At 66.8% G+C, this 23512-nt stretch carries 21 protein-coding genes; 2 read left to right on the forward strand and 19 right to left on the reverse strand.

Going from position 1 to position 23512, the window contains the following annotated elements; genetic code table 11:
* Positions 1 to 133 precede the first annotated feature (133 nt).
* The 5 genes from XCSCFBP4642_RS0122350 to rlmD all read right to left on the reverse strand — a co-directional run bounded on the left by XCSCFBP4642_RS0122350 (position 134) and on the right by rlmD (position 5770).
* Positions 134 to 1711 carry a cryptochrome/photolyase family protein gene (locus tag XCSCFBP4642_RS0122350; protein WP_029221733.1) on the reverse strand — a complete coding sequence of 526 codons (1578 nt, stop codon included), beginning with the start codon at positions 1709 to 1711 and terminating at the stop codon, positions 134 to 136.
* A 154-nt stretch (positions 1712 to 1865) separates the two neighbouring features.
* Positions 1866 to 2882 (reverse strand): NAD(P)/FAD-dependent oxidoreductase, encoded by a 1017-nt coding sequence (locus XCSCFBP4642_RS0122355; RefSeq protein ID WP_033898679.1) that lies wholly within the window; start codon positions 2880 to 2882, stop codon positions 1866 to 1868.
* Positions 2883 to 2923: 41 nt separating this feature from the next.
* Positions 2924 to 3607, reverse strand: a complete 684-nt coding sequence (locus XCSCFBP4642_RS0122360) for a DsbA family oxidoreductase (protein WP_029221735.1) — start codon at positions 3605 to 3607, stop codon at positions 2924 to 2926.
* A 162-nt stretch (positions 3608 to 3769) separates the two neighbouring features.
* Positions 3770 to 4261 (reverse strand): CYTH domain-containing protein, encoded by a 492-nt coding sequence (locus tag XCSCFBP4642_RS0122365; RefSeq protein ID WP_029221736.1) that lies wholly within the window; start codon positions 4259 to 4261, stop codon positions 3770 to 3772.
* A gap of 174 nt (positions 4262 to 4435) precedes the next feature.
* On the reverse strand, positions 4436 to 5770 hold the full coding sequence (gene rlmD / locus XCSCFBP4642_RS0122370; RefSeq protein WP_029221737.1) for a 23S rRNA (uracil(1939)-C(5))-methyltransferase RlmD: 1335 nt from the start codon (positions 5768 to 5770) through the stop codon (positions 4436 to 4438).
* Between the two features lie 158 nt (positions 5771 to 5928).
* Here rlmD and XCSCFBP4642_RS0122375 point away from each other — a divergent pair, with 158 nt between their 5' ends.
* Positions 5929 to 6651: a response regulator gene (locus XCSCFBP4642_RS0122375; RefSeq protein WP_029221738.1), complete on the forward strand. Its 723-nt coding sequence runs from the start codon at positions 5929 to 5931 to the stop codon at positions 6649 to 6651.
* Between the two features lie 118 nt (positions 6652 to 6769).
* Here XCSCFBP4642_RS0122375 and recO read toward each other — a convergent pair whose 3' ends face one another.
* The 9 genes from recO to rpoE all read right to left on the reverse strand — a co-directional run bounded on the left by recO (position 6770) and on the right by rpoE (position 15741).
* A complete protein-coding gene (recO, locus tag XCSCFBP4642_RS0122380; protein WP_029221739.1) occupies positions 6770 to 7492 on the reverse strand; it encodes a DNA repair protein RecO in 723 nt (240 codons plus the stop codon).
* Between the two features lie 209 nt (positions 7493 to 7701).
* The gene (gene era / locus XCSCFBP4642_RS0122385; protein ID WP_029221740.1) at positions 7702 to 8598 is read right to left on the reverse strand and encodes a GTPase Era; all 897 of its coding nucleotides are present in this window, start codon (positions 8596 to 8598) and stop codon (positions 7702 to 7704) included.
* A complete protein-coding gene (gene rnc, locus XCSCFBP4642_RS0122390; protein ID WP_029221741.1) occupies positions 8595 to 9275 on the reverse strand; it encodes a ribonuclease III in 681 nt (226 codons plus the stop codon). Before rnc ends, era begins: the two co-directional genes overlap by 4 nt.
* Positions 9265 to 9672, reverse strand: coding sequence for a DUF4845 domain-containing protein (locus tag XCSCFBP4642_RS0122395; protein WP_029221742.1), 408 nt, complete (start codon positions 9670 to 9672; stop codon positions 9265 to 9267). The genes rnc and XCSCFBP4642_RS0122395 overlap by 11 nt, the downstream gene beginning before the upstream one ends.
* A complete protein-coding gene (gene lepB / locus XCSCFBP4642_RS0122400; protein WP_029221743.1) occupies positions 9673 to 10473 on the reverse strand; it encodes a signal peptidase I in 801 nt (266 codons plus the stop codon). It lies immediately after the preceding gene.
* Between the two features lie 105 nt (positions 10474 to 10578).
* Positions 10579 to 12369, reverse strand: a complete 1791-nt coding sequence (gene lepA, locus XCSCFBP4642_RS0122405; RefSeq protein ID WP_029221744.1) for a translation elongation factor 4 — start codon at positions 12367 to 12369, stop codon at positions 10579 to 10581.
* 180 nt (positions 12370 to 12549) lie between these two features.
* Complete coding sequence (locus tag XCSCFBP4642_RS0122410) at positions 12550 to 14127, reverse strand: DegQ family serine endoprotease (protein WP_029221745.1); 1578 nt, start codon at positions 14125 to 14127, stop codon at positions 12550 to 12552.
* 109 nt (positions 14128 to 14236) lie between these two features.
* Positions 14237 to 15124: a sigma-E factor negative regulatory protein gene (locus tag XCSCFBP4642_RS0122415; RefSeq protein ID WP_029221746.1), complete on the reverse strand. Its 888-nt coding sequence runs from the start codon at positions 15122 to 15124 to the stop codon at positions 14237 to 14239.
* Positions 15121 to 15741, reverse strand: coding sequence for an RNA polymerase sigma factor RpoE (rpoE, locus tag XCSCFBP4642_RS0122420; protein ID WP_029221747.1), 621 nt, complete (start codon positions 15739 to 15741; stop codon positions 15121 to 15123). The genes XCSCFBP4642_RS0122415 and rpoE overlap by 4 nt, the downstream gene beginning before the upstream one ends.
* A 235-nt stretch (positions 15742 to 15976) precedes the next feature.
* On the opposite strand from rpoE, the gene XCSCFBP4642_RS0122425 reads away from it, so the two are divergent.
* Positions 15977 to 18058, forward strand: a complete 2082-nt coding sequence (locus XCSCFBP4642_RS0122425) for a 3-hydroxyacyl-CoA dehydrogenase NAD-binding domain-containing protein (RefSeq protein ID WP_029221748.1) — start codon at positions 15977 to 15979, stop codon at positions 18056 to 18058.
* A gap of 189 nt (positions 18059 to 18247) precedes the next feature.
* On the opposite strand, the gene XCSCFBP4642_RS0122430 is transcribed toward XCSCFBP4642_RS0122425, so the two are convergent.
* From XCSCFBP4642_RS0122430 to XCSCFBP4642_RS0122450, 5 genes are all read right to left on the reverse strand, one after another.
* Entirely contained in the window at positions 18248 to 19216 is a 969-nt protein-coding gene (locus tag XCSCFBP4642_RS0122430; RefSeq protein WP_029221749.1) for a cation diffusion facilitator family transporter, read from the reverse strand.
* A gap of 107 nt (positions 19217 to 19323) precedes the next feature.
* Complete coding sequence (gene mmsB / locus XCSCFBP4642_RS0122435; protein WP_029221750.1) at positions 19324 to 20226, reverse strand: 3-hydroxyisobutyrate dehydrogenase; 903 nt, start codon at positions 20224 to 20226, stop codon at positions 19324 to 19326.
* 127 nt (positions 20227 to 20353) lie between these two features.
* Entirely contained in the window at positions 20354 to 21544 is a 1191-nt protein-coding gene (locus XCSCFBP4642_RS0122440) for an enoyl-CoA hydratase/isomerase family protein (protein ID WP_029221751.1), read from the reverse strand.
* Positions 21529 to 22326, reverse strand: a complete 798-nt coding sequence (locus XCSCFBP4642_RS0122445; RefSeq protein ID WP_029221752.1) for an enoyl-CoA hydratase — start codon at positions 22324 to 22326, stop codon at positions 21529 to 21531. The genes XCSCFBP4642_RS0122440 and XCSCFBP4642_RS0122445 overlap by 16 nt, the downstream gene beginning before the upstream one ends.
* Complete coding sequence (locus tag XCSCFBP4642_RS0122450; protein WP_029221753.1) at positions 22323 to 23504, reverse strand: acyl-CoA dehydrogenase family protein; 1182 nt, start codon at positions 23502 to 23504, stop codon at positions 22323 to 22325. Before XCSCFBP4642_RS0122450 ends, XCSCFBP4642_RS0122445 begins: the two co-directional genes overlap by 4 nt.
* Positions 23505 to 23512: the final 8 nt, after the last annotated feature.

Genomic DNA, 23512 nt, shown 5'->3' on the forward strand with positions numbered 1-23512 from the left:
GGGACTCCCGGGCCAGGCGCCACGAGGGCGCAGCGCGGCATTGTCGCAGATGCGCGCTGCAGCGTCAGATTGCGCATTCAGGCAGGCCCATTTTCCGGCCGTCCCTGCCCCGCCGCTGCCCTTCGGTTGCAGCTCAGAGCACCTCCAGATTCGCCCGCCAATGCGTGGCCTGCGCCTGCACCTGCTCCAGCACCTCCGGTGCCATGGCGTCGAGTTGCCGGTACGGCAGCGCCAGGCGCTCGTTGGCGCCCAGCAGCGTGCGCTGCCGCGCCAGGAAATCCCAGTACAGCGCGTTGTACGGGCAGGCCTGCGGGCCCACCCGCACCTTGCGCTGGTAGCGGCAGCCGCCGCAGTAATCGCTCATGCGGTCGATGTAGGCGGCGCCGCTGATATAGGGCTTGCTGCCGAGCAGGCCGCCATCGGCGAACTGGCTCATGCCCACCGTGTTGGGCAGCTCCACCCACTCGAAGGCGTCGATATAGACACCCAGATACCAGCGATGCAGCGCCTGCGGGTCCAGTCCCGCCAGCAGCGCAAAATTGCCGATCACCATCAGCCGCTGGATATGGTGCGCATGCGCATTGGCCAGCGAATTGCCCACCGCATCGGCCAGGCAGCGCATGCCGATCTGCCCATCCCAGAACCAGTGCGGCAACGGCAGGTGCTGCTCCAGGTGATTGGTCTGCGCGTACTCAGGCATCTGCGACCAGTACACGCCGCGCACGTATTCGCGCCAGCCCAGAACTTGCCGGATGAAGCCTTCCACCGAGGCCAGCGGTGCCTGCCCCTGGCGCCAGGCGGCTTCGGCGCGCGCGATGACTTCGGCCGGGTGCAGCATCTTGACGTTGAGCGCAAACGACAGCAGCGAATGGAACAGCCGCGGGCTACGCGTACTCATCGCATCTTCGTAGCGGCCGAAATCCGGCAGGGCGCGATCGATGAAGGCATCCAGGTGCTGCAACGCTTCGGCGCGATCCAGTGGCCACGGCAGCGCGTCGGCGTTGGGCGTGCCGAAGCTGCGTACGCCTGCCGCTTCGATGCTGCGCCACAACCGGCTGTGATCGTGTGCGCTGCGCCAGTCTTGCGGCGCAGGCAGATCGCCTGGCCACGGCGCGCGATTGTCGTGATCGAAGTTCCAGCGCCCGCCTTCCGGTTGCCCGGCGGCATCGAGCAGGATGCGGTGGCGCCTGCGCATCTGCCGATAGAACACTTCCATGCGCCACTGGCTGCCCGCGCGGAAGCATGCAGCCACCTCGTCGCGCGTGGTTAAGAAATGCTCGCTATCGACCACGCGCGTGACGAACGCCTGCGCGGCGCTCCACTGCTGCAGGGCCTGGTCCAGCCGCCATTCGTCCGGTGCCTGATACTCCAGGTACTGCGCGCGGTAGTGCGCGATCAGCGCGTCCAGGTTGGCCGGAATCGATTGCCGGTTGCTGGCGGTGTCGATTGCCACGTACCGCACGCGGTGGCCGGCCTGTCGCAGCGCGGTGGCAAACGCGCGCATCGCGGCGAAGATCGCCAGGATCTTCTGCGCATGGTGCAGCACGTAGTCGGTCTCGGCGCGCACCTCCATCAGCACATAGACCACGCCAGGGTCATGCGCGGCGAACCAGCTGTGCTGCGGATTGAGCTGATCGCCCAGGATCAGGCGCAACGTGTGGGCAGGCGTTTGCGCCGTGCTACCAGTCCAATGGTGTTTGGGTGGGGCCATCAACGTCGGCCCAGCGCAGCCGTGGCGGGCACTGCGGATTGCGTAGCGCGCAGCAGCGTATGCAGCGTTGTCGAAAGCATGCCGGGCGATGCTGCCACGCGTGTGCATTGCAGGCAGCGCTGCATCGATACCGACGCGGCGGCACGCCACCGCATCACTGCGCCTTGATGCCTGTTGCCACGATGCCAGCCACCTCGCGTGCCAGGGCAGTTCCGCTGAGCCAGGCGCCTTCGACCTTGCCACCCGCCAGCCAGTCGCCACACAGGCCGAGCCCGAGGCTGGCGTCCCAGACAGAGCCGGTCTGCAATGGCGGATCGGTACTGGCCGCCACCCAGCGATACGCGTCGCATGCCAGCGGTGGCGGCAGGCCCAGCGCCGCCAGTTCGGGCAACAGGCTGGCGATCACCTGCGCGGGCGTGGCATCGCCATGCGCCTGGCTCCACGTTGCCGTGGCATGCAGCAGCCAGGTCTCGGCACCTGCGCGCGCGGGTTTGCTGGAATCGCGTGCCACCCAGCGCAGCGGGCCGGCGTTGACGAACAAGGCGTCGTAGCCAGGATCGATGGGCGCAGCAAACCGCAATACGACGGCCCAGGCCGGCAACAGTCGCGCGCTGCGGGCAACGCGTAGCAGCGCGGGTGCGCGATCGGCCAGCAACGTGGCCGCATCGGGAGCCGGCACTGCCAGCAGCACCGCATCGACCACCTGCGTTGCGGCCGCGGTCGCAGCGCCGAGGTTGACCCCCCATCCCGCACTGCTGCGCTCGAGCGCATGGACGCCGGCCCGCGTGCGTACCTCCAGGCCGGCGGCGAGCGCGCAAGCGGGTGTGGCCATCCCGGGAGTTCCCACAAACCGCACCAATGCGCTTTGCGAGTGACGCATCGTAGCGCCATCCCAACTGGCGACCCGTGCCGGCCAGCGCGCGGCCACGCCGTCGGCCATCCATTGCTCGACCAGGGCCGCGAAGCCCGGATCGCGCGCGGTGAAGTACTGCGCGCCGTCGTCGCACTGCCAGCCCGGTCCGGTGCGGGTATGCATGCGTCCGCCAACCGCATCGGCGCCTTCGTACACCGTAACGTCAATGCCTGTCTTCTGCAGTGCATCGGCGCAAGCCAGCCCGGCCAGGCCGGCGCCGATCACCGCCACGCGCGTTGGGCGGCGTGGCGGCATCATTGGATCAATGTCCTGCACAGGCATGCTGTCATCGGGGCAGGTCAGACCGCGCAGCCATCCGGCCCGCAGGCATCGGCGCCACCGACCGGTACCGATTCGGCGGCCAGCTGCAACAGCGCCTGGGCAACACTCTCCGGCGGCTGCGCCCCCTGGATCAGGCTGCGTCCGTCGATCACGAAACTGGGCACCGCGCGGATGCCCAGCGCGCTGGCCTGCGCCAACTGCGCCTGCACGTCCACCGTGCCTTCGTCGGAGTCCAGCATCGCCTGCACCCGCGCAGCCGCCAGACCGCCGGCCTCACCGGCACGTACCAGCGTCTCGGTTTCTGCCACATTGCGGCCTTCGGCGAAGTGGGCATGGAACAAGGCTTCCATCACCGCACCGACATCGCCTTCGTGAGTGGCCAGCCATAGCAGCCGATGCGCACGCAAGGTACTGACCTGCACCTGGCCGCGCCCGAAGTCGAATGGCAGGCCTTCGGCGCGCGCGATGGCCTGGGTCTGCGCAAGCATCTGCTCCACCCGTGCGGTGCCGCCGAACTTGCGTGCCAGGGCATCGCGCAACGGCACCGGCGCTGCGCCGGCCTCCGGATCCAGCTCGAACGCATGGTAATGAATGTCCAGCGCTGGCGCCTTGTCGCCAAGCGCGGCTATCGCCTGTTCAAACCGGCGCTTGCCGATCCAGCACCAGGGGCAGACCACGTCGGACCAGATATCGATGCGCATAAGCGGGGATTGGGGATTGGGGATTCGCAGAGCATAAGCTCAATCGCCGCAGCTGAAATTAGAGATGGGTGAGGGGGGATGCCTGGACAGCAGCTGTCAGCACGGCGTCGCACTCTGCCTTTGCGACTCCCGACTCCCGACTCCCGAATCCCCGCTCCCGAGTCATCCCTCCCAGCGCGAAAACGGATGCGATGCCAGCGCCAGATTGTAGTAACGCGTGTCGTCGGTCACTTCCGCGCCGATCCACTCGGGCTTGGCAAAGACTTCGTCGGCACTGGCAAGCTCGATCTCGGCCACCACCAGCCCGGCGTTGTCGCCGAGAAATTCGTCCACTTCCCACACATGGCCCTGGTACTTGACCAGATGCCGGCGCTTGTCGATCAGCCCGCCGACGCACAGGTCCAGCAGCGCGCGCGCATCGGCGACGGGAATCGGGTACTCGAACTCCTGGCGGGTATGCCCCACCTCACGCGACTTCAGATTTAATAACGCGCCCTGGCCCTGTACCCGCACACGCACCGACGCATTCTGCGCCCCGCTACGCAACGCCGCCTGGTCATTGATGTAGCCCTGCGCCATCGGGATCACCGCATGCGCGGCAGCACGCCACCCATCGCCGGTGACGAGAAACTTGCGTTCGATTTCTAGGGGCATGGGATTGGGGATTCGGAATTGGGGATTGGTTAAAGCAACGTACTGCATGCCTGTGGGGTTCTTGCCAAAACCCTGCACTACTAGGGGCAATGCTTCGATCTGACGCTTGGGTAGAGCGTTTAGCGAAAGGACATCACGACTCGCCGTTGCGAATCCCCAATGCCCAATCCCCAATCACCGCTTCTCAAACACCGCAATACTTTCCACATGCGCGGTATGCGGGAACATGTCCATCGCCCCTGCCGACACCAGGGTGAAGCCTTGGTCGTTAACCAGATAGCCGGCATCGCGCGCCAGCGAGCCCGGGTGGCAGCTGACGTAGACAATGCGCTGGAAGCGCTTCAATGGCAGCTGTTGCAGCACTTCCAGTGCGCCGGAGCGCGGCGGATCGAGCAGCAGCTTGTCGAAGCCCTGCTTCATCCATGGCGCATTGCGTTGGTCCTGGGTGAGATCGGCGGCGTAGAACTGCGCGTTGGCCAGGCCATTGCGCTGCGCATTTTCCCTGGCGCGCGCCACCAGCCCGGCATCGCCTTCCACGCCCACCACTTCGCGCACCGTCCGCGCCAGCGGCAGGGTGAAGTTGCCCAGGCCGCAGAACAGGTCCAGCACCCGGTCTTCGGCCGTGGCATCCAGCAGCGCCAGCGCATGCGCGATCATCTTCTGGTTGAGCGAGGCATTGACCTGGATGAAGTCCAGCGGCCGGAACGCCAGCTCGACATCCCATTGCGGCAGGCGGAACGACAACGGCACCTCGCGCGGCCACAACGGGTGCACGCTATCCACACCGCCGGGCTGTAGGAAGATCGCAAAGCCGTGCGCCTGTGCAAATTCCACCCAGGCCTGCTGATCGCGCTCGCTGAGCGGCTGCATATGGCGGATGGTCAGCGCCACTGCCTCGTCGCCGGCGATGAACTCGATCTGCGGGATGTCGCGCTTGCCGTCCATGCCTTCGATCAGCGCCGCCAGCAACGGGATCTTCTCGCCGATCTGCGGAATCACCGTGTAGCACACCGACAGGTCGGCCACGAACCGCGGGTCCAACTCGCGAAAGCCGACCAGGGTCTTGTCCTTCTTCTCCACCCGCCGGACCGAAAACCGCCCCTTGCGCCGGTATCCCCAGCTGTCGCCGACCAGGGCAGGCAACACGGTCTGCGGGGTGACATGCCCGATCCGTTCGAGGTTGTCGGTCAGCACCCGTTGCTTGGCGACGATCTGCTGCGATTCTTCCAGGTGCTGCAGCACGCAACCGGCGCAGACGCCGAAGTGCGGGCAACGCGGGGCCACCCGCTGCGGCGAGGCTTCCAGGACCTCGATGGTCCTGGCTTCGTCGAAATGGCGGCTGCGCGCGGTGGGCTCGGCGCGCACCAGTTCGCCCGGCAGGGCGCCGCTGATGAAGGTGACCTTGCCGCCCTCGCCGTCGCGACGGGCCACTCCGCGGCCGTCGTGGCTCAGATCGGTGATGGCGGTCTGGAAAGGAGTACGGTCGAGGCGATTGCGGGTTCTGGCCACGTGGCAACAAGCTTCGGGCAAAAAGGGTGCGTATTGTCGCAGATGCGATCGATGGAGGCCGCTGCGCGCGGTACGGCAATTGTCGGGCCACACAAACACAGGCAAACTTCACCTGCGCGCGGCAGCTCGGGTCGCGGCACCGCTGACAAGGAGGCAGCATGAATATGGCGACACGTCAGGAACCCCATCCACGCTTACTGTTGGTAGAGGACGACCCGATCAGCCGTGGCTTCCTGCAGGCTGCGCTGGAAGGTCTTCCGGCCCAGGTGGATTGGGCCGATTCATTGTCTTGCGCGCTGGATCGCGCGCGCGAACGTCGCCACGATCTTTGGCTGATCGACGTCAATCTGCCCGATGGTACCGGCAGCGGCCTGCTGCGTGCATTGCGTCTGCTGCACCCGGACGTCCCCGCGCTGGCGCACACCGCCGACGGCACCATGGCGATGCAGCAGAGCCTGCAGTCCGATGGCTTCCTGGAAATGCTGGTCAAGCCGCTGACCACCGAACGCCTGCTACGGGCAGTGCGCCGTGGTCTGGCGCGCGGCCGCTACAGCGTGGCACCGGTCGGGGTGGTGGACATTGCCGCCAGCGACTGGGACGAGACCGCGGCACTGAGCGCGCTCAATGGCCAGCAGCATCACCTCAACGCCTTGCGCGAGTTGTTCCTGGCGGAATTGCCGGGCACCCGCGACGCAGTGACATCGGCGCTGAACATCAGCGACGAGCAGGCCCTGCGCAATCATCTGCACCGGCTGCAGGCCAGCTGCGGATTCGTCGGTGCCGCGCGGCTCGCTGGAGCGGTACGCCTGTTACGTGGCGATCCGCAGTCACGCACCGCGCAGACCCAGTTCCATGCGGCGGTGGCCGCGTTATTGCACTGAGCTGAGGGTAGCGTCGTCGGCCCCACCCATGGGTCATGCGCTGGCGGGATGTGGACAGGACCGGAGACGCGATGGGTGGAGTGACACGCGACACTGCGCTTGGGCCGGGTCGTGCAGATCAACGCCGCTGCGCCAGATCCTCCAGCATTTCCCAGGATTTCAGGCCGCGCCCGTTCAGATGATGCAGCAGCACGCTGCGCAGGCTGCGGCGCAGGCCGGGCATGTCTTCGGTGGCCGGCATGCGGTCCTCCCCCAAGGCCAACAGCGCCGCGCCCGTCACGGTTTCGCGCCGATCTTGCGCCAGACGTTCGCTCAATACCCGCATGGCGCCTTCCTGCGGGTCGAGTCGATAGCGCGCCGCCGGGTCGATCGACTGCCCGTCGCTGTCGTGCTGCAGATCGAAGGCAAACCCCAGCCCCTCCAGCACATCGCGCTCGAACCGGCGCAGCCCCCACGCCAGCGACACCTCCGATGCCAGATGCGCGCGTGCCTGCGCATAGCACGCGTAGAGCTCCGGCACCGAATCGTTACGAGGGGCCAGGCGCAGCAACAGCTCGCTGATGTAGAAACCGGCCAGCATGCGTTCGCCGACCAATCGCGGGGCTGTATCCAGCGCTTCGGCCTGACGCAGCTGCGCAAGTTCGCCACGTTGCACGGCCGTGAACTGGATCAGTTGCAGCGGCTGCAGCGCCGCACGCAGCGCCTGTTTGCGCGGGCCCTGCACGCCACGCGCCAGCAACCCGACCCGCCCGTGCTGCTCGGTCAGCACTTCTACCAGCACGCTGGTCTCGCGCCAGGCTCGCACATGCAGAACGAAGCCGTGTTCGTGCTCGATCAGCATGCGGCGGGTAGCCGGAACCGGAGACCGGGGACGTGGGACCCGGGAAAAGCCAGGGCACACAGTTGCTCGCCACGCCGCCGACACTGCACGCCGCCGCAGCTGCCAACTCCATGCGCCATGCGGTCAGTGCCGGAGACGCTCGCCATCGCAGCCTCCGGCTTGCTTCGGACAAACGATCCAGCGCTCTTCCCGGGTCCCCGGTCCCGGCTTCATTCGTAGCCGAACGCCTTCAACGCGGCTTCGTCGTCCGACCAGCCCTCGCGCACGCGCACCCAGGTCTCCAGGAACACTTTTGCGCCGAACAGCCGCTCCATCTGCAGACGCGCCTTGCCACCGATTTCCTTCAGGCGGGTACCGCCCTTGCCGATCACGATCGCCTTCTGGCCTTCGCGCTCGACCCAGATCACCGCACCGATGCGCAGCAGCGCGCCGTCTTCGGCGAAACGTTCGATCTCCACCGTGGTGGCATACGGCAATTCTTCGCCGAGCTGACGCATCAGCTGCTCGCGGACCAGCTCGCCGGCCAGAAAACGCTGGCTGCGGTCGGTGATTTCGTCCTCGCCGAACATCGCCTCGGCTTCGGGCACCAGCTTGAGCAGATCGCTCACCAAGGCTTCCAGGCCCTTGCGCTTGAGCGCGGAGACCGGGTGCACCGCCGCGAAGGTGCGCCCTTCGCTGACCTGGGCCAGGAACGGAAACAATGCGGTCTTGTCCTTAAGCCGGTCCACCTTGTTGACGACCAGCACCACCGGCACATTGGCGTCGCTGAGCACGCGGAAGGCCAGGGTGTCTTCTTCATCCCAGCGGCCGGCTTCGATCACCAGCACGGCGGCATCCACGCCTTCGAGCGAGCCGCGTGCGGCACGGTTCAACACCCGGTTCATCGCGCGCTTCTGCTCGCGGTGCAGCCCGGGCGTGTCGACCAGCATCAGCTGTCCTTCGGGGAAGGTGGCGATACCCAGCAAGCGATGCCGGGTGGTCTGCGGCCGGTTCGACACAATGCTGACCTTGGCGCCCACCAGGGCGTTGGTCAGGGTGGACTTGCCGACATTCGGCCGGCCGATCACGGCAACGCTGCCGCTACGGTGGGGGGTGGTTTCGCTCACGTGTTGACATCCAGTTGTGCGATGACGGTAGCCGCGGCCTGCCGCTCGGCAAGACGGCGCGACGTGCCCTGGCCGTCGGCGCGGGCGACGGGCTGTTCCAGGATGCAGGCGACATGGAACTGCTTGGCGTGCTCGTCGCCGCTTTCGCTGATCAGCGCGTAAGTGGGCAACGGCAGCTGCCGTGCCTGCAGCCATTCCTGCAGCCGGGTCTTGGGATCTTTTTCTGCCTTGCCCACTGGCAGCGCCGCCAGCGAGGGCTCGAACCACGGCAGCACCACCGCCCGGCAGCGCTCGAATCCGCAGTCCAGATAGATGGCCGCGACGATCGCCTCGACCGCATCGGCCAGGATCGAATCGCGCCGATGACCGCCGGATTTCAGCTCGCCCGGCCCCAGCGTCAGCCGTTCGCCCAGATTGAGCGTACGCCCGATCACCGCCAGCGCCCCTTCGCGTACGAGTTCGGCGCGCGCGCGGGTCAATGCGCCTTCGTCGGCCTTGGGCCAGCGCTGATACAGCGCCTCGGCGACCAGCAGGTTGACGATGCCGTCGCCGAGAAATTCCAGCCGCTCGTTGTGCGGCGTCCCGGCGCTGCGATGGCGCAGCGCCTGGGCGAGCAGACCCGGATCGGCGAACGCGTGCCCGATCGGGTCATCGCGCTGGAAGGTTCTATTCGACACTGCGCCCTTTCAGGTCCTCTGACGTGTCGAACTTGCCCACGACATCCAGATTACCGACCAGTTCGCGACGCACTTCGTAGTTGACCTTCATCCGCCAACCGCCATCCACTCGCTCAAACTTCACGTCTTCTTTTTTGACGTTTTCCGAATAGTTGATGTACAGGCGACGAAAGAACAGGTCCTGCAACTTGGACGGGTCCATGTTGGCACTCCCCGGCTCGTTGGCCAGGCCCTTCATCGCCGTGCGCACGGAGTAATACTCCTGGTACATCGGAAACAGCTTCATCCCGATGTACAGGCCGAACCCCACCACCGCCAGCACCACCACGAACGACGTCAACGTCATACCGCTTTGCTTGCGCTTCATTGTGCTTCCCCTGGCACGCCGTGCGTGCATTTACTGGATTCCAGTCCCGATCCGCGATGGATCGAAACTCCCCTTGCAGAACCACCCTTCGCAATTGAGCCAGATCAGGAACGCCTTGCCGCGCAGATTGGCTTCGGGCAGAAAGTGCGTCTGGGTCCAGAACCGGCTGTCTTCGCTATTGTCGCGATTGTCCCCCATCACGAAATAGCTGTCCGCCGGCACCGTCCAGTCGCCCTGGCCGGCCGGCATGTTGCGGTCTACCCACTCCAGCACGGTGTGGGTGCGGCCCGGCAAATCCTCGACCAGCAATGTGGTGCCGGTCATCTCGGCGCCCTTGCCCTTGCCGATGTACTCGCCCTTGACCGTATAGCGCATGGGCTTGTCATTGATGTACAGCGTATCGCCATGGAAGCCGATCCTGTCGCCCGGCAGGCCCACCACCCGCTTGATCCAGTTCTGGTCCGGCGCATGCGGCGGCTTGAACACCACCACGTCGCCGCGCTTGGGCTCGCCGGTGGGGATGAACTTGGTATTGGTGATCGGCAGACGGAAACCGTAGGCGAACTTGTTGACCAGGATGAAATCGCCGATCAACAGGTTGGGCATCATCGAGCTGGACGGAATCTTGTACGGCTCGGCCACGAAGCTGCGCAGGATCAGCACCACCGCCAGCACCGGAAAGAAGGCGCGCGAGTAGTCGATGATCGCCGGCTCGCTGTCCAGCAACCCGGCGCGTGCGGCGCGGCGCTTGGCCAGGAACAGCTTGTCCAGCAACCAGATGAAGCCGGTGCCCAGGGTCAGCACCACCAGGACGATTTCAAACCATTTCATTGGTGTTCCTTCGGAACGGGATTCGGGATTGGAGATTGGGGATTCGCAACAGCAGGAAGGCGGACGAGCCGTTGCCAATCCCGAATGGCGAATCCCGAATCCCGGTTACTTGTCCATCTGCAAGACAGCCAGGAAGGCTTCCTGCGGAATCTCCACGCGGCCGACCTGCTTCATGCGCTTCTTGCCTTCCTTCTGCTTCTCCAGCAGCTTCTTCTTGCGCGACACGTCGCCACCATAGCATTTGGCCAGCACGTTCTTGCGCATCGCCTTGACCGTGGAGCGCGAGATGATCTGCGAGCCGATCGCGGCCTGGATCGCCACGTCGAACATCTGCCGCGGGATCAGGTCCTTCATCTTTTCGCACAGCTCGCGCCCGCGCCGATCTGCATGGCTGCGGTGCACGATCAGCGACAGCGCATCGACCTTGTCGCCGTTGATCAGCACGTCCACGCGCACGAACGGGCCGGCATCGAACCGCACGAAGTGGTAATCCAGCGAGGCGTAGCCACGGCTGACCGACTTGAGCTTGTCGAAGAAATCCAGCACCACCTCGGCCATCGGCAGCTCGTAGCTGATCTGCACCTGGCTGCCCAGATAATTGATGCCGATCTGGGTGCCGCGCTTTTCCTCGCACAGCTTGATGATGTTGCCGATGTACTCCTCGGGAGTGAGGACGTTGGCGCGGATGATGGGCTCGCGGATCTCATCCACCAGGTTCAACTGCGGCAACTTGGCCGGGTTGTCCATGTTGACGATGGAACCGTCGGTCTTGAGCACTTCATAGACCACGGTTGGCGCAGTGCTGATCAGGTCCAGGTTGTATTCGCGCTCCAGCCGCTCCTGCACGATTTCCATGTGCAGCATGCCCAAAAAGCCGCAGCGGAAGCCGAAGCCCATCGCCTCGGAGCTTTCCGGCTCGAAGCGCAGCGCCGCATCGTTCAGGCGCAGCTTGTCGAGCGCTTCGCGCAGGTCCGGATAGTCCTCGGCATCGACCGGAAACAGGCCGGCGAACACGCGCGGCTGCATTTCCTGGAAACCGGGCAAGGCATGCGGGGCGGGATCGCCGGCCAGGGTCAGGGTGTCGCCGACCGGCGCACCATGCACGTCCTTGATCGAGGCATTGATCCAGCCCACTTCGCCGGCGCCCAGCGCCGCCAGTTCCTTGCGCTTGGGCGTGAACACGCCGACCTTGTCCACCAGATGGGTGCGGCCGGTGGACATCACCAGGATCTTGCTGCCCGGCTTGATCTCGCCCTGCATCACGCGCACCAGCGAGACCACGCCCAGGTAGTTATCGAACCAGGAATCGATGATCAGCGCCTGCAGCTTGTCGGTATCGCGCGGCTTCGGCGGCGGGATGCGATGCACGATCGCTTCCAGCACCAGATCGATGTTCAGGCCGGTCTTGGCGCTGACCGCCACCGCGTCTCCGGCATCGATGCCGATCACCGCTTCGATCTCGGCCTTGGCACGGTCGACATCGGCGGTGGGCAGGTCAATCTTGTTGAGCACCGGCACCACTTCCAGGCCCTGCTCCACTGCCGTGTAGCAGTTGGCCACCGACTGCGCTTCCACGCCCTGCGCCGCATCCACCACCAGCAGCGCGCCCTCGCAGGCGGCCAGTGAGCGACTGACTTCGTAGGAGAAATCCACATGCCCGGGGGTGTCGATGAAGTTCAGGTGGTAGGTCTGCCCGTCCTTGGCCGTGTACGGCAGGGACACCGACTGCGCCTTGATGGTGATGCCGCGTTCGCGCTCGATCGGGTTGGAGTCCAGCACCTGGGCCTCCATCTCGCGCGCCTGCAGGCCGCCACACAGCTGGATGATCCGGTCGGCCAGGGTGGATTTGCCGTGGTCGACATGGGCGATGATGGAGAAATTGCGGATGTTCCGCATTGAATCAGAGGACATTGAGGTGGGCGCCGGCGCAGCCGTCGTCAGGGTAACGCAGCATTATCGCATGGTCGGCCCCATTGGGGCCGGGAATTGGGAATCGGGAGTGGGGAATCGGAAAAGCCAGGCGGGCCATCGTCTCGCGGACCCGCTCTTGCCATTCCCGATTCCCGATTCCCTCCGTTAGCCGCCGGCCTTCAAGGCCACATAACTCGTCGCCTTGCCATCGGTGACCAGCAGCATGACCACGTCGCCCTTCTTGTAGCTGGACAGCGCGCGGTTGAGTTCGGCGACGGTGCCGACCTTGGTGCGGCCGACGCGGGCGATGATCAGGCCCGGCGACAGCGGTGGCTGGGTGCTGCGCGCCGCGGGGCCGGTGACCGCGGCAATCCGCACGCCCTCGCCTGCATCCAGGCCCAGGCGGCTGCGTTCGGCGGCGGTCAGATCGGCGACTTGCAGGCCCAGCAAGGCCACGCTGGCCGGAGCCTCCGGCTTGGCATCCTCGGCGGCGGTGCGCGGTGCAGCGCTCTCGCTGCCGTCCTGCAACGGCGCCAGGGTCACGCTGACATGGCGCGGCTTGCCGTCGCGCAGCACGTCCAAGTTGACCTTGGTACCCGGTGCCATCAGGCCGATCATCGGCGGCAGATCGCTGGCCACCTCGATCGGCTTGCCGTTGACCGCGCGGATCACATCACCCACTTCAACGCCAGCCTTGGCCGCCGGGCTGCCGGCGGGAATGTCGTTGACCAGCGCGCCGCGCGTATCCGGCAGGCCCAGGCCCTGCGCCTTCAACGAATCGATCGGGCCGACCGCCACGCCCAGCATGCCGCGACTGACCCGCCCGGTGGCCTTGATCTGCTCGGCGGCACTGAAGGCCAGGTCGATCGGGATCGCGAAGCTGATCCCCATGTAGCCGCCCGACGCGGAGAAGATCTGCGAATTGATGCCGACCACCTCGCCGCGGGTGTTGAGCAGCGGGCCGCCGGAGTTGCCCTGGTTGATCGCCACGTCGGTCTGGATGAAGGGCACGTAGCGCTGATCCGCGTACGGATTGCTGCGACCGGTGGCACTGACGATGCCGGCAGTGACCGAGTGGTCCAGGCCGAACGGCGAGCCGATCGCCACCACCCACTGGCCCGGCTTGAGCGTGTTGGAATCGCCCAGGCGCACGGTGGGCAGGCCCTTGGCCTCGATCTTGAGCAGCGCCACGTCGTACTGCTCGTCGCTGCCGACCACCTTGGCCTTGAACTCGCGGCGGTCGGTCAGCTTGACGGTGACTTCGCTGGCGCCGTCGACCACGTGATGATTGGTCAGCACATACCCATCAGCGGAAATGATGAAGCCCGAGCCCATCGACTTGCCGGCAATGCCGCCATCGTCATCGCCACCACCCGGCCCCTGCCACGGACCGCCCGGCATCTGGAAATCCGGCCCGAAGAAGCGCCTGAAGAACTCCGGCATCTGCTCGTCGTCGGGCATGCCGCCCTGACCACCGCGCCCGCCACGCGCCGAACGCGCCATCGCGTCCTTGCGGGTGATGATGGCTTCGATATTGACCACACCCGGGCCGACCTGCTCGACCAGATTGGTGAAGTCTGGCAAACCCGCCACCAGCTGCGGCGCCGGGGTGGTGCTGCGGTTGGCAGTGATCGGGGCACTGGCCTTGGGCGCGGGTGCGGGTGCGGTTTGCTGGGCACAGGCGGCCAGCGGCAGGGTCATGGCAAGCAGGCCGAACATCTGGGTACGGATGCGGTGATTCATCGAGTTGCCTCCGATGGCAGGGCGACAGGAACCTGAACCCATGCAGCGGCACGGGTCCGACAAGGTAACGGGAGGGAGGGCGCCGAGTGGATGAAGATCGGCCGCCGGATCAGTATTGCGGGCCCTGCGCCGACGAAGGCGGACTTGGTGCTGGAGCCCGGGCCGCCTGCGGCGCTGGTTCGAACGGATAGAACGCCGGGCCCTGGCGACTCTGGCTGAAACTGGCGTTGAGCGGACTGTTGCCAACGCCAGGCAGTGCCGCGCGCGGCCAGGGACGCGCCTGCAAGGTGGTATCCGGGTGCGTGAACGGGTTGGATGGCGCCACCGGGCTCGCCGCGGCCGGCGTGGCGGCAGCCACCATCGGAGCCGGCGCCTGCTGCTGGCGCGCCGCCGCACTGCGTGCCACCTGCTGATTGCGGGTCGCGGCGCCGCGGCGCGTGGAGGCCAGAGCCGCGGCCGGAACCGCCGCAACCAGCGCGCCGCCGCCGCCGTCGCCGTCGCCGTCGCCGGGGTTGGCGGGGACGGGAGCTGCGGGCGCCTTCGGCGCGACGGGCGGCTGGACCGCGGCAGGCACCTGGGCGGCGGTGGCATACACCGGCACCTCAGTGACCGGCCGGGCCGGATCCGGCAAGCGTTCGCGCGCCATGAACATGGCGATCGCCGCGACCGAGGCGGCGATCGCCGCGCCGCCACCCCACCGCCAGCGTACCGCCGCGCGCGGCATCGGCTGTGGCTGCGGTGCAGGCTCGTCGGCGATCGCACTGCGGACCCGCGCCGCGAAATCCAGCGGCGCCGGCGCGCTGGCCGCGCCGCGCAGCACGTCGCCGCACAGCTGCCAACGTTCGTGGCAACCGGCCAGCTCGTCGTCGTGGGCCAGGCGGCGCAACAGGAAACGCGATTCGTCGGCACTCAGCTCACCGTCGACCAGCGCGGACAATTGCTGCCGGTAGTGGCGTTCGAACTTGTCGGTGGTGGACATGTCGGGGTTATGGCTCATACACGGTGTCGCTCACGGGTAGCGCTATCGGTCTCCAGCAGAGGCCGCAGCTCGATGTCGATGGCCTCGCGCGCCCGGAAGATGCGCGAGCGCACCGTTCCGATCGGGCAATCCATCTTTCGCGCGATGTCCTCGTAACTCAGACCTTCCACCTCGCGCAGGGTGATGGCCAACCGAAGTTCTTCCGGTAGGGCTTGGACCGCGCGCATCACCGTTTGTTCCAGCTCCTGTCGCATCAGTTCACGCTCCGGGGTATTGGTATCGCGCAACCGGGTGGCCCCATCGAACTGCTCGGCATCGCTGATCTCGATGTCGTCGGTGGGCGGCCGGCGGTTGTGCGCAACCAGATGGTTCTTGGCAGTGTTGACGGCAATGCGGTGCAGCCACGTATAGAACTGGGCGTCGCCGCGGAAACTGTTGATGGCGCGATACGCGCGCACAAACGTGTCCTGGGCCACATCCTGGCATTCGCTCCAGTCGGCGATGTAGCGCCCGATCAGGGCAACGATCCGATGCTGGTACTTGCGTACCAGCACATCGAACGCCGCGCTCTCGCCGCGCTGCACACGCCGGACCAGTTCAAGGTCCAGCTCCTGAGGTGTATCGACTTCGGCCATGGTGGGCCGCACTCCTGTCAGCCCACCGAAGTCGGGCAATGAGACCGCCATTGAAGAGGAAAGTTCATACCGATCCGTACGAGCGTCGCGCATCAGGGTAGCGGTACCGATGCGCCGCCAGCGGCACCTCGCCGAAGCGCGCGCCGTCCCTGTCGACAGGTATGGGTATTTGACGTGAAGGAAACAACCTCTGGATGATAACGGCCTTTCCTTATATCGCCGGACGGCCAACCGCATGCTTCCAGGTTTCGACGGGCTTCGATTCAGCCACTGGCAGGCCGACCTGCGCGAGGACGGCGTGCTCGTGCTCAGCCTCGATCGTCAGGGCGCAGCGGTCAACGCATTTTCGCAGGAGGTGCTGCTCGAGCTGGGCGCACTGGTGGAACGGCTGGCGCTGGATCCGCCCAAGGGCGTGGTGCTGCGCTCGGCCAAGGCCAACGGCTTCATTGCCGGTGCCGACCTGAAGGAATTCCAGGACTTCGATCGCAAGGGCACGGTCAACGATGCCATCCACCGCGGCCAGCAGGTGTTCCAGAAGCTGGCCGAGCTGCCCTGCCCCACGGTGGCAGCCATCCACGGCTTCTGCATGGGCGGCGGTACCGAAATCGCGCTGGCCTGCCGTTACCGGGTGGCCTCCGATGACGGCAGCACCCGCATCGGCCTGCCGGAAACCAAGCTCGGCATCTTTCCCGGCTGGGGTGGCAGCGCCCGCTTGCCGCGCCTGATCGGCGCACCGGCGGCAATGGACCTGATGCTGACCGGCCGCAGCGTGTCGGCCAAGGCCGCGCGTGCCATGGGCCTGGTGGACAAGGTCGCTGCACCCGCCGTGCTGGTCGACGTGGCCGCTGCCCTGGCGCTGGCCGGCACCACGCGCCCGCTCAAGCAACGCGCCACCGCCTGGGCCACCAATACCCTGCTTGCGCGCCAGCTGCTGGCGCCGCAGATGCGCAAGCAGGTCGCGCGCAAGGCGCGCAAGGAGCATTACCCGGCACCGTACGCCCTGATCAACGTGTGGGAACGGGCGGGCGGCGGCGGCATCCAGGCGCGTCTGGCTGCCGAGCGCAAGGCGGTGGTCAAGCTCGCCAGCACCCCGGCCGCACGCAACCTGATCCGCATCTTCTTCCTTACCGAGCGGCTGAAGGCGCTGGGCGGCAAGGATGCCGGCGGCGCGGCGGCGGTACCCATCCGTCATGTGCATGTCGTCGGCGCCGGCGTGATGGGCGGCGATATCGCGGCATTGGCCGCCTACAAGGGCTTCGAGGTCACCCTGCAGGATCGCGAGCAGCGCTTCATCGACACCGCGCTGAGCCGTGGCGGCGAGCTGTTCGCCAAGCGGGTCAAGGACGAGGCCAAGCGCCCGGCGGTCGCCGCGCGCCTGCGTGGCGACCTGGCCGGTGCAGGCGTGGCACAGGCGGATCTGGTGATCGAGGCGATCGTCGAGAACCCGCAGGCCAAGCGCGAGCTGTATCAGTCGATCGAACCGCAGCTCAAGCCGGACGCCGTGTTGACTACCAATACGTCGTCGATTCCGCTGACCGAGTTGCGTGGCCAGCTGCTGCGCCCGGCCCAGTTCGCCGGCCTGCACTACTTCAACCCGGTGGCGATGATGCCGCTGGTGGAGATCGTGCAGCACGACGGGCTGGATCCGGTCAACGTGGCGCGCCTGGCGGCGTTCTGCAGGGCGCTGGACAAGTTCCCGGTGCCGGTGGCGGGCACCCCGGGCTTCCTGGTCAACCGCGTGCTGTTTCCGTACCTGCTGGAAGCGGCCACCGCCTATGCCGAGGGCATCCCGGGACCGGTGCTGGACAAGACGGCTGTCAAGTTCGGCATGCCGATGGGGCCGATCGAACTGATCGACACCGTGGGCCTGGACGTCGCCGCCGGCGTCGGTGCCGAGCTGGCGCCGTTCCTGCATCTGCCGATTCCGGCCGCGCTGGCCACCGTGGAGGCGGGCAAGCGCGGCAAGAAGGATGGCCAGGGGTTGTACAAGTGGGAGAACGGGCGTGCGGTCAAGGCCGAGGTTCCCAACGGCTACGCCGCGCCGGTCGATCTGGAAGACCGCCTGATCCTGCCGCTACTCAACGAAGCGGTGGCCTGCCTGCACGACGGCGTGGTAGCCGATGCCGATCTGCTGGATGCCGGCGTCATCTTCGGCACCGGCTTCGCCCCGTTCCGCGGCGGCCCGATCCAGTACATCCGCAGCGCCGGCGCCGATGCGCTGCTGGCGCGCCTGCAGGCGCTGCACGCGCGCTATGGCGAGCGTTTCGCGCCGCGCCCGGGCTGGGACTCGCCGGTGTTGCGCGAGCCGGTGGCGTGAACCCAGGTCCATCCAATCTCGTGGATGATCGTGGTGGATGATCGAATGCAGCAAGGCCGCCGACTGGCGGCCTTGCTGCTTCTGTGCGGCCATGGGGTGGCGCTTGGCACGGTGCGTTGTCGCAGCCGCGGTAGCCTCGATGGATCGACACCGGCGGCCGGGCCGTCGATACCGACACCGGAACACGCATCAATGATGGTGATGATGCCCGGCGTGCCCATCATCATCATGATGAGCGTGATGCGAGGCCGCCGACACGGACACCGGGGTCCCGCAAGGGTGCACACCGCAATCCCCGCTTTCCACCTGCAGGGTCACGTGATCGATCTCGAAGCGTTCGTGCAGCAGCGCGGCGAGCGCATCGCGCAGGTGGTCGCGCTCGACGGACCCGCCCACCACCACGTGCGCGGTAAGTGCAGGCATGCTGGAGGCCAGCGCCCAGACATGCAGGTCGTGCACGTCGTCCACGCCTGGGTAGCTGGCCAGTGCCCGCCGCACCTGCGTCAGATCGATGCCCTTGGGCACGCCTTCCAGCAGCACATTGATCGCCTCGCGCAGCAGCACCCAGGTACGCGGCAGTACCCATAGACCGATCAGCACCGCAAGCACCGGGTCGATCCAGGGCCAGCCGGTCCAGCGGATCAGCAGGGCGCCGACGATCACCGCCACCGAGCCCAGCATGTCGCTCCACACTTCCAGGTAGGCGCCCTTGACGTTGAGGCTTTCGCCGCTGCCGGCATGCAGCAGCTTCATCGCGACCAGGTTGATCACCAGGCCCAGCCCGGCGATCAGCAACATGCCGTTGGAGGAAATGTCCTGCGGCGCGCGGAAGCGTTGCGCGGCTTCCCACAGGATGTAGGCGCCCACGCCGAACAGCAGCGCGCCGTTGACCAGTGCACCCAGCGCTTCGAGGCGTACATAGCCGTAAGTGCGGCGCGCATCGGCGGGGCGCCGGCTCAGGCGCACGGCCAGTAGCGCGATCATCAAGCCGAGCGTGTCGGTGGCCATGTGCGCCGCATCCGACAGCAGCGCCAGGCTGTTGGTGACGAATGCGCCGATCACTTCGGCCACCAGGAAGGTGGCGGTCAGTGCCAGCGCCCACCATAGCGGCGTTTCGTGGCGAATTTCGTTGGGGGCGTGGTTGTGGTCGTGTCCCATGCTGTGCGGCCTCGTGCAATGCGCGCACCTTAAGCACGCGCGATGACGGAGACTATTACACCCGCGCGTGATGAGATCACATGACGCGACGGCAACCCTGCACTCGCTCAGACCTTGGCCACCAGCTTGACCACGCTGGAGAAATCCAGGCCGCCATGACCGGCCTGGCTGTTCATCGCGTACAGGTTGCGCGCCAGCTCGCCCAGCGGAATCGAGACCCCGGCCTGCACCGCCGATTCGGCCACCAGCCCCAGATCCTTGAGCATCAGATCATTGCCGAAACCGCCGCTGTAGCCGCGCGAGGCCGGCGCGTTGGGCAACACGCCCGGCCACGGATTGCACACTTCGGTGGCCCAGCTGCGCCCGGTGCTGACCGCCATCATCTGCGACAGCACCGCCGGATCCAGCCCCTGCGCCACGCCCAGCGCCAAGGCTTCGCCGGTGGCGGCCATGATCACGCCCAGCGCCATGTTGTTGCACAGCTTGGCGACCTGGCCGGCGCCGTTGTCGCCGACGTGGAAAATGTTCTTGCCCATCGCCTGCAGCACAGGACGCGCGCGCTCCAGCGCGTCGACAGCGCCACCGACGATGAAGGTCAGCGTGCCGGCGGCCGCGCCGGCCGTGCCGCCGGAGACCGGAGCGTCCAGCATCGCCAGCCCGCGCGCGCGCGCCGCCTCGGCCACCTTGCGCGCGGACACCGGCGCGATGGTGCTGCAGTCGATGACCAGCGCGCCGTCTGGAATCTGCGCCAGGATGCCGCCATCGCCCAGGTACAGGCCTTCCACGTGGCGGCTGGCCGGCAACATCGAAATAACGATCTCGGCCTCGGCCAGGGTGTCGTGCGCCGAGCCGGCCGCCTGCGCGCCGGCCGCCGCAGCAGCGTCCAGCGCGGCGGGCATCAGGTCGAACACCCGCAGCTGGTGCCCGGCCTTGATCAGGTTGGCGGCCATCGGGCCGCCCATATTGCCCAGGCCGATAAAGGCGAGCTTGCTCATCGTGTCGATCTCCAGGTTGGAGCATTCATCGGAAGAAGAAAGGGATTGCATCCCGGCAAGCAGCAACCACGCGGCGGCACGCACGCAGCGCGCATGCGTCCGGCAATCGCGCCGACCCGAGCGGTGCCGCGCGTTGCCATGCCTAGCGCATGCCTAGATCGGCCAGCGGATGCTGATCGGCAGACCAGGGCGTGGCGAAAAATCCCGCTGCCCACGCCGCATCGGCTTCACCCAGCGATGCCGGTTGCCACTGCGGCTGGCGGTCCTTGTCGATCAGCAGCGCACGGATGCCTTCGGCAAAATCGCCATGCGCTGCGGCGTGCAGCGCAACCACATACTCGGTACGAAACGTATCGGCCAGCACAGCGGTACCAGGATGGCGTTGCAGCTCCCAGGCCAGACGTGCCGAACCCGGCGCACCGGCGGCCAGCGTGGTACGCGCGGCCTGCAGCCAGGCATCTTCGCTCTGCAGGGCGTCGATGGCCGCGACGACCTGCTCCAACGTGTCGCCGGACACCAGTTGCGCAATCAACCCCGCATGCAGCTGCAGCGGACCCGGCTCCAGCGGCTGTGCCAGGCCTTGCAGGAAGGCGCCCAGTTGCGCGCGGTCCTCCTGCGCATCGCCGCTCCACGCGTGCGCGCCCAGCGCTTCCAGTACCGCCGGAAACTGCGCATGTTCCAGCTGCACGTCCGCCAGCCCGGCATGGATGGCATCGCTGGCATTGAGTGGCGCCCCGGTCAACGCCAGGAACAGGCCGGCGCCGTCCGGCACGCGACGCAGCTGCCAGCTGCCGCCCACATCCGGGAACAGGCCAACAGTGATTTCAGGCATGGCCAGGCGCGAACGCTCGGTGACGACACGATGGCTGGCGCCGGACATCAGCCCGATGCCGCCGCCCATCACGATGCCATGGCCCCAGCACAGGAACGGCTTGGGGTAGGTATGGATGCGGTAGTCCAGCCGATATTCTTCTTCGAAGAAGGCAGCGGCATGCGCATTGTCCTGCGGCCTGGCGCGTCGCCGCGCGGCCTCGGGTACCGCATCGCGATGCGCGCGCATGCTTTGGTAGAGCCCATGCAGATCGCCACCGGCGCACAAGGCCTTGTCGCCGGCGCCCCGCAACACCACGCAAGCAATCTGCGCATCGTCAGCCCAGGCCCGCAGTTGCGCGTCCAGTAGCCGCGTCATCTCCAGCGACAATCCGTTGAGGGTCTTGGGTGCGTTCAAGGTAGCGATGCCGATGCAGTGCCCATCGGTGCAGTCGCGCTGTTCGAACAGCACCGGCGCGGCATCGTCGGCTGCAGTGGCCCCCACCATCAGCGGTTGCTCCACTGCGGCGCGCGCTTGCCCAGGAAGGCGGCCACGCCTTCGGCCTGGTCGGCCTGCTCGAACAGATCCACGAAGGCCTCGCGTTCGGCCACCAGGGCTGCGGCATGGGTCGCGGTGCGGGTGGCCTGCACCAACCGCTTGCAGGCCGCAACACTGACCGGGCTCTGCTTGCCGGCACGCTGCGCCCAGGCGATCGCCAGCGCGCGCGATTCGCCCTGTCCCACCACCTCTTCGACCAGACCGATGCGCTGGGCGGTGGCGGCATCCAGGCGCTCGCCCAACAGGATCATGCGCTTGGCCCAGCCCTCGCCGACCAGCCGCGGCAAGTTCTGGGTACCGCCCGCGCACGGCAGCAGGCCGACACTGGCCTCCGGCAAGGCGAGCTGTGCGTGTTGCTCGGCGATGCGCAGATCGCACGCCAATGCGCATTCCAACCCGCCACCCATGGCATAGCCGTTGATCGCGGCGATCGAGACGCCGCGGAAAGCACTCAGGGCCTCGAACGCCTCGCCAAACCGTCGCGCGGCCTCGCGCGCGTTGGCCTTGTCACCATCGGCGAACTGCTTGAGGTCGGCGCCGGCGCTGAAGAACTTCTCGCCTTGGCCGGTGATCACCAACGCATAGATGCTGCGGTCGGCATCCAGTGCACGCATCAGGTCGCGCAAAGCAGCCAGGCTGTGTACGGTCCAGGTATTGGCCGGCGGGTTGCTCAGCGTGACGATGGCCACATGGCCATCGCGCTCGACCTGCAGGCCGGTGTGGAGGCGCCCTTCCCAATCGCTCATCGCAGTTCCTCCTCGCCGTTGAGCAGGTGACGCGCCACGATCATGCGCATCACTTCGTTGGTGCCTTCCAGGATGCGGTGCACGCGGCTGTCGCGCAGCAACCGCTCGATCGGATATTCGCGGATATAGCCATACCCGCCGTGGATCTGCAGTGCCTCGTCGCAGATCGCAAAGCCTGCATCGGTGGCGAAGCGCTTGGCCATCGCGCACCACACCGTTGCGTCGTGGCTGCCGGCATCGAGCTTGCGCGCAGCGGTGTGCACCATCTGCCGCGCGGCCACCAGTTGCGTGGCCATGTCGGCCAGCTTGAACTGCAGCGCCTGAAAATCGGCCAGTTTCTTGCCGAACTGGCGACGCTCGCCCATGTAGCGACGGGCGGCGTCCAGCGCGCCTTGCGCGGCACCCAGCGAACAGGCGGCGATATTGATGCGGCCGCCATCCAGCGCCTTCATCGCCATCTTGAAGCCTTCGCCTTCCTTGCCCAGCAGATTGCCGGCCGGAATGCGCACATCGGCGAAGGTCACCCCGCGCGTGGGCTGGCTGTTCCAGCCCATCTTTTCTTCCTTGCGGCCGTAGCTGATACCCGGCGCATCGGCGGGTACCACGAAGGCGCTGATGCCGCGCGCGCCGTCGTCGCCGGTGCGCGCCATCACCACCAGCACATCGGTGGCGCCCGCGCCGGAAATGAAGGCCTTGCTGCCGTTGAGCAGGTAACTGTCGCCAGCGCGCTGCGCGCGGGTCTTCAGCGAAGCCGCATCCGAACCACTGCCCGGCTCGGTCAGACAGTACGAGCCCAGCTTGGCGCCGCTGGTCATCGCCTCGCCCCACTGCGCGCGTATCGCATCGTTGCCGTAGCTGGCGATCAACCAGGTGGCCATGTTGTGGATGCTGATGAAGGCCGAAGTGGAGGGATCGACCGTGGCCAGTTCCTCGAAGACCACCGCCGCATCGAGCCGGCGCATCCCCAGGCCGCCGACGTCCTCGTCGGTGTACAGGCCGCAAAAGCCCAGTTCGGCGGCCTTGGCGATGACCTCGCGCGGGAAGTGCCCTTCCGCGTCCCACTGCGCCGCATGCGGGGCGAGTTCCTTGTCGGCAAAGTCGCGCGCGGCGGCGCGGAAGGCCTCCTGCTCGTCGTTCAACTCGGCCGCGTTGGGGTGGAGCTGGATGGCTGCATTCATTGCGATCG

The organism is Xanthomonas cassavae CFBP 4642, from assembly GCF_000454545.1.
Lineage (GTDB): Bacteria > Pseudomonadota > Gammaproteobacteria > Xanthomonadales > Xanthomonadaceae > Xanthomonas > Xanthomonas cassavae.

What these genes read in the sequence shown, in the direction of transcription:
- lepB (WP_029221743.1), bottom strand. Translation starts at nt 10,473, where the DNA reads ATGAAATGGTTTGAAATCGTCCTGGTGGTGCTGACCCTGGGCACCGGC.
- XCSCFBP4642_RS0122415 (WP_029221746.1), bottom strand. Translation starts at nt 15,124, where the DNA reads ATGAGCCATAACCCCGACATGTCCACCACCGACAAGTTCGAACGCCAC.
- XCSCFBP4642_RS0122445 (WP_029221752.1), bottom strand. Translation starts at nt 22,326, where the DNA reads ATGAGCGATTGGGAAGGGCGCCTCCACACCGGCCTGCAGGTCGAGCGC.
- lepA (WP_029221744.1), bottom strand. Translation starts at nt 12,369, where the DNA reads ATGCGGAACATCCGCAATTTCTCCATCATCGCCCATGTCGACCACGGC.
- XCSCFBP4642_RS0122355 (WP_033898679.1), bottom strand. Translation starts at nt 2,882, where the DNA reads ATGATGCCGCCACGCCGCCCAACGCGCGTGGCGGTGATCGGCGCCGGC.
- rpoE (WP_029221747.1), bottom strand. Translation starts at nt 15,741, where the DNA reads ATGGCCGAAGTCGATACACCTCAGGAGCTGGACCTTGAACTGGTCCGG.
- XCSCFBP4642_RS0122365 (WP_029221736.1), bottom strand. Translation starts at nt 4,261, where the DNA reads ATGCCCCTAGAAATCGAACGCAAGTTTCTCGTCACCGGCGATGGGTGG.
- XCSCFBP4642_RS0122430 (WP_029221749.1), bottom strand. Translation starts at nt 19,216, where the DNA reads ATGGGACACGACCACAACCACGCCCCCAACGAAATTCGCCACGAAACG.
- XCSCFBP4642_RS0122425 (WP_029221748.1), top strand. Translation starts at nt 15,977, where the DNA reads ATGCTTCCAGGTTTCGACGGGCTTCGATTCAGCCACTGGCAGGCCGAC.
- XCSCFBP4642_RS0122395 (WP_029221742.1), bottom strand. Translation starts at nt 9,672, where the DNA reads ATGCACGCACGGCGTGCCAGGGGAAGCACAATGAAGCGCAAGCAAAGC.
- recO (WP_029221739.1), bottom strand. Translation starts at nt 7,492, where the DNA reads ATGCTGATCGAGCACGAACACGGCTTCGTTCTGCATGTGCGAGCCTGG.
- XCSCFBP4642_RS0122350 (WP_029221733.1), bottom strand. Translation starts at nt 1,711, where the DNA reads ATGGCCCCACCCAAACACCATTGGACTGGTAGCACGGCGCAAACGCCT.
- XCSCFBP4642_RS0122450 (WP_029221753.1), bottom strand. Translation starts at nt 23,504, where the DNA reads ATGAATGCAGCCATCCAGCTCCACCCCAACGCGGCCGAGTTGAACGAC.
- XCSCFBP4642_RS0122375 (WP_029221738.1), top strand. Translation starts at nt 5,929, where the DNA reads ATGAATATGGCGACACGTCAGGAACCCCATCCACGCTTACTGTTGGTA.
- XCSCFBP4642_RS0122360 (WP_029221735.1), bottom strand. Translation starts at nt 3,607, where the DNA reads ATGCGCATCGATATCTGGTCCGACGTGGTCTGCCCCTGGTGCTGGATC.
- XCSCFBP4642_RS0122410 (WP_029221745.1), bottom strand. Translation starts at nt 14,127, where the DNA reads ATGAATCACCGCATCCGTACCCAGATGTTCGGCCTGCTTGCCATGACC.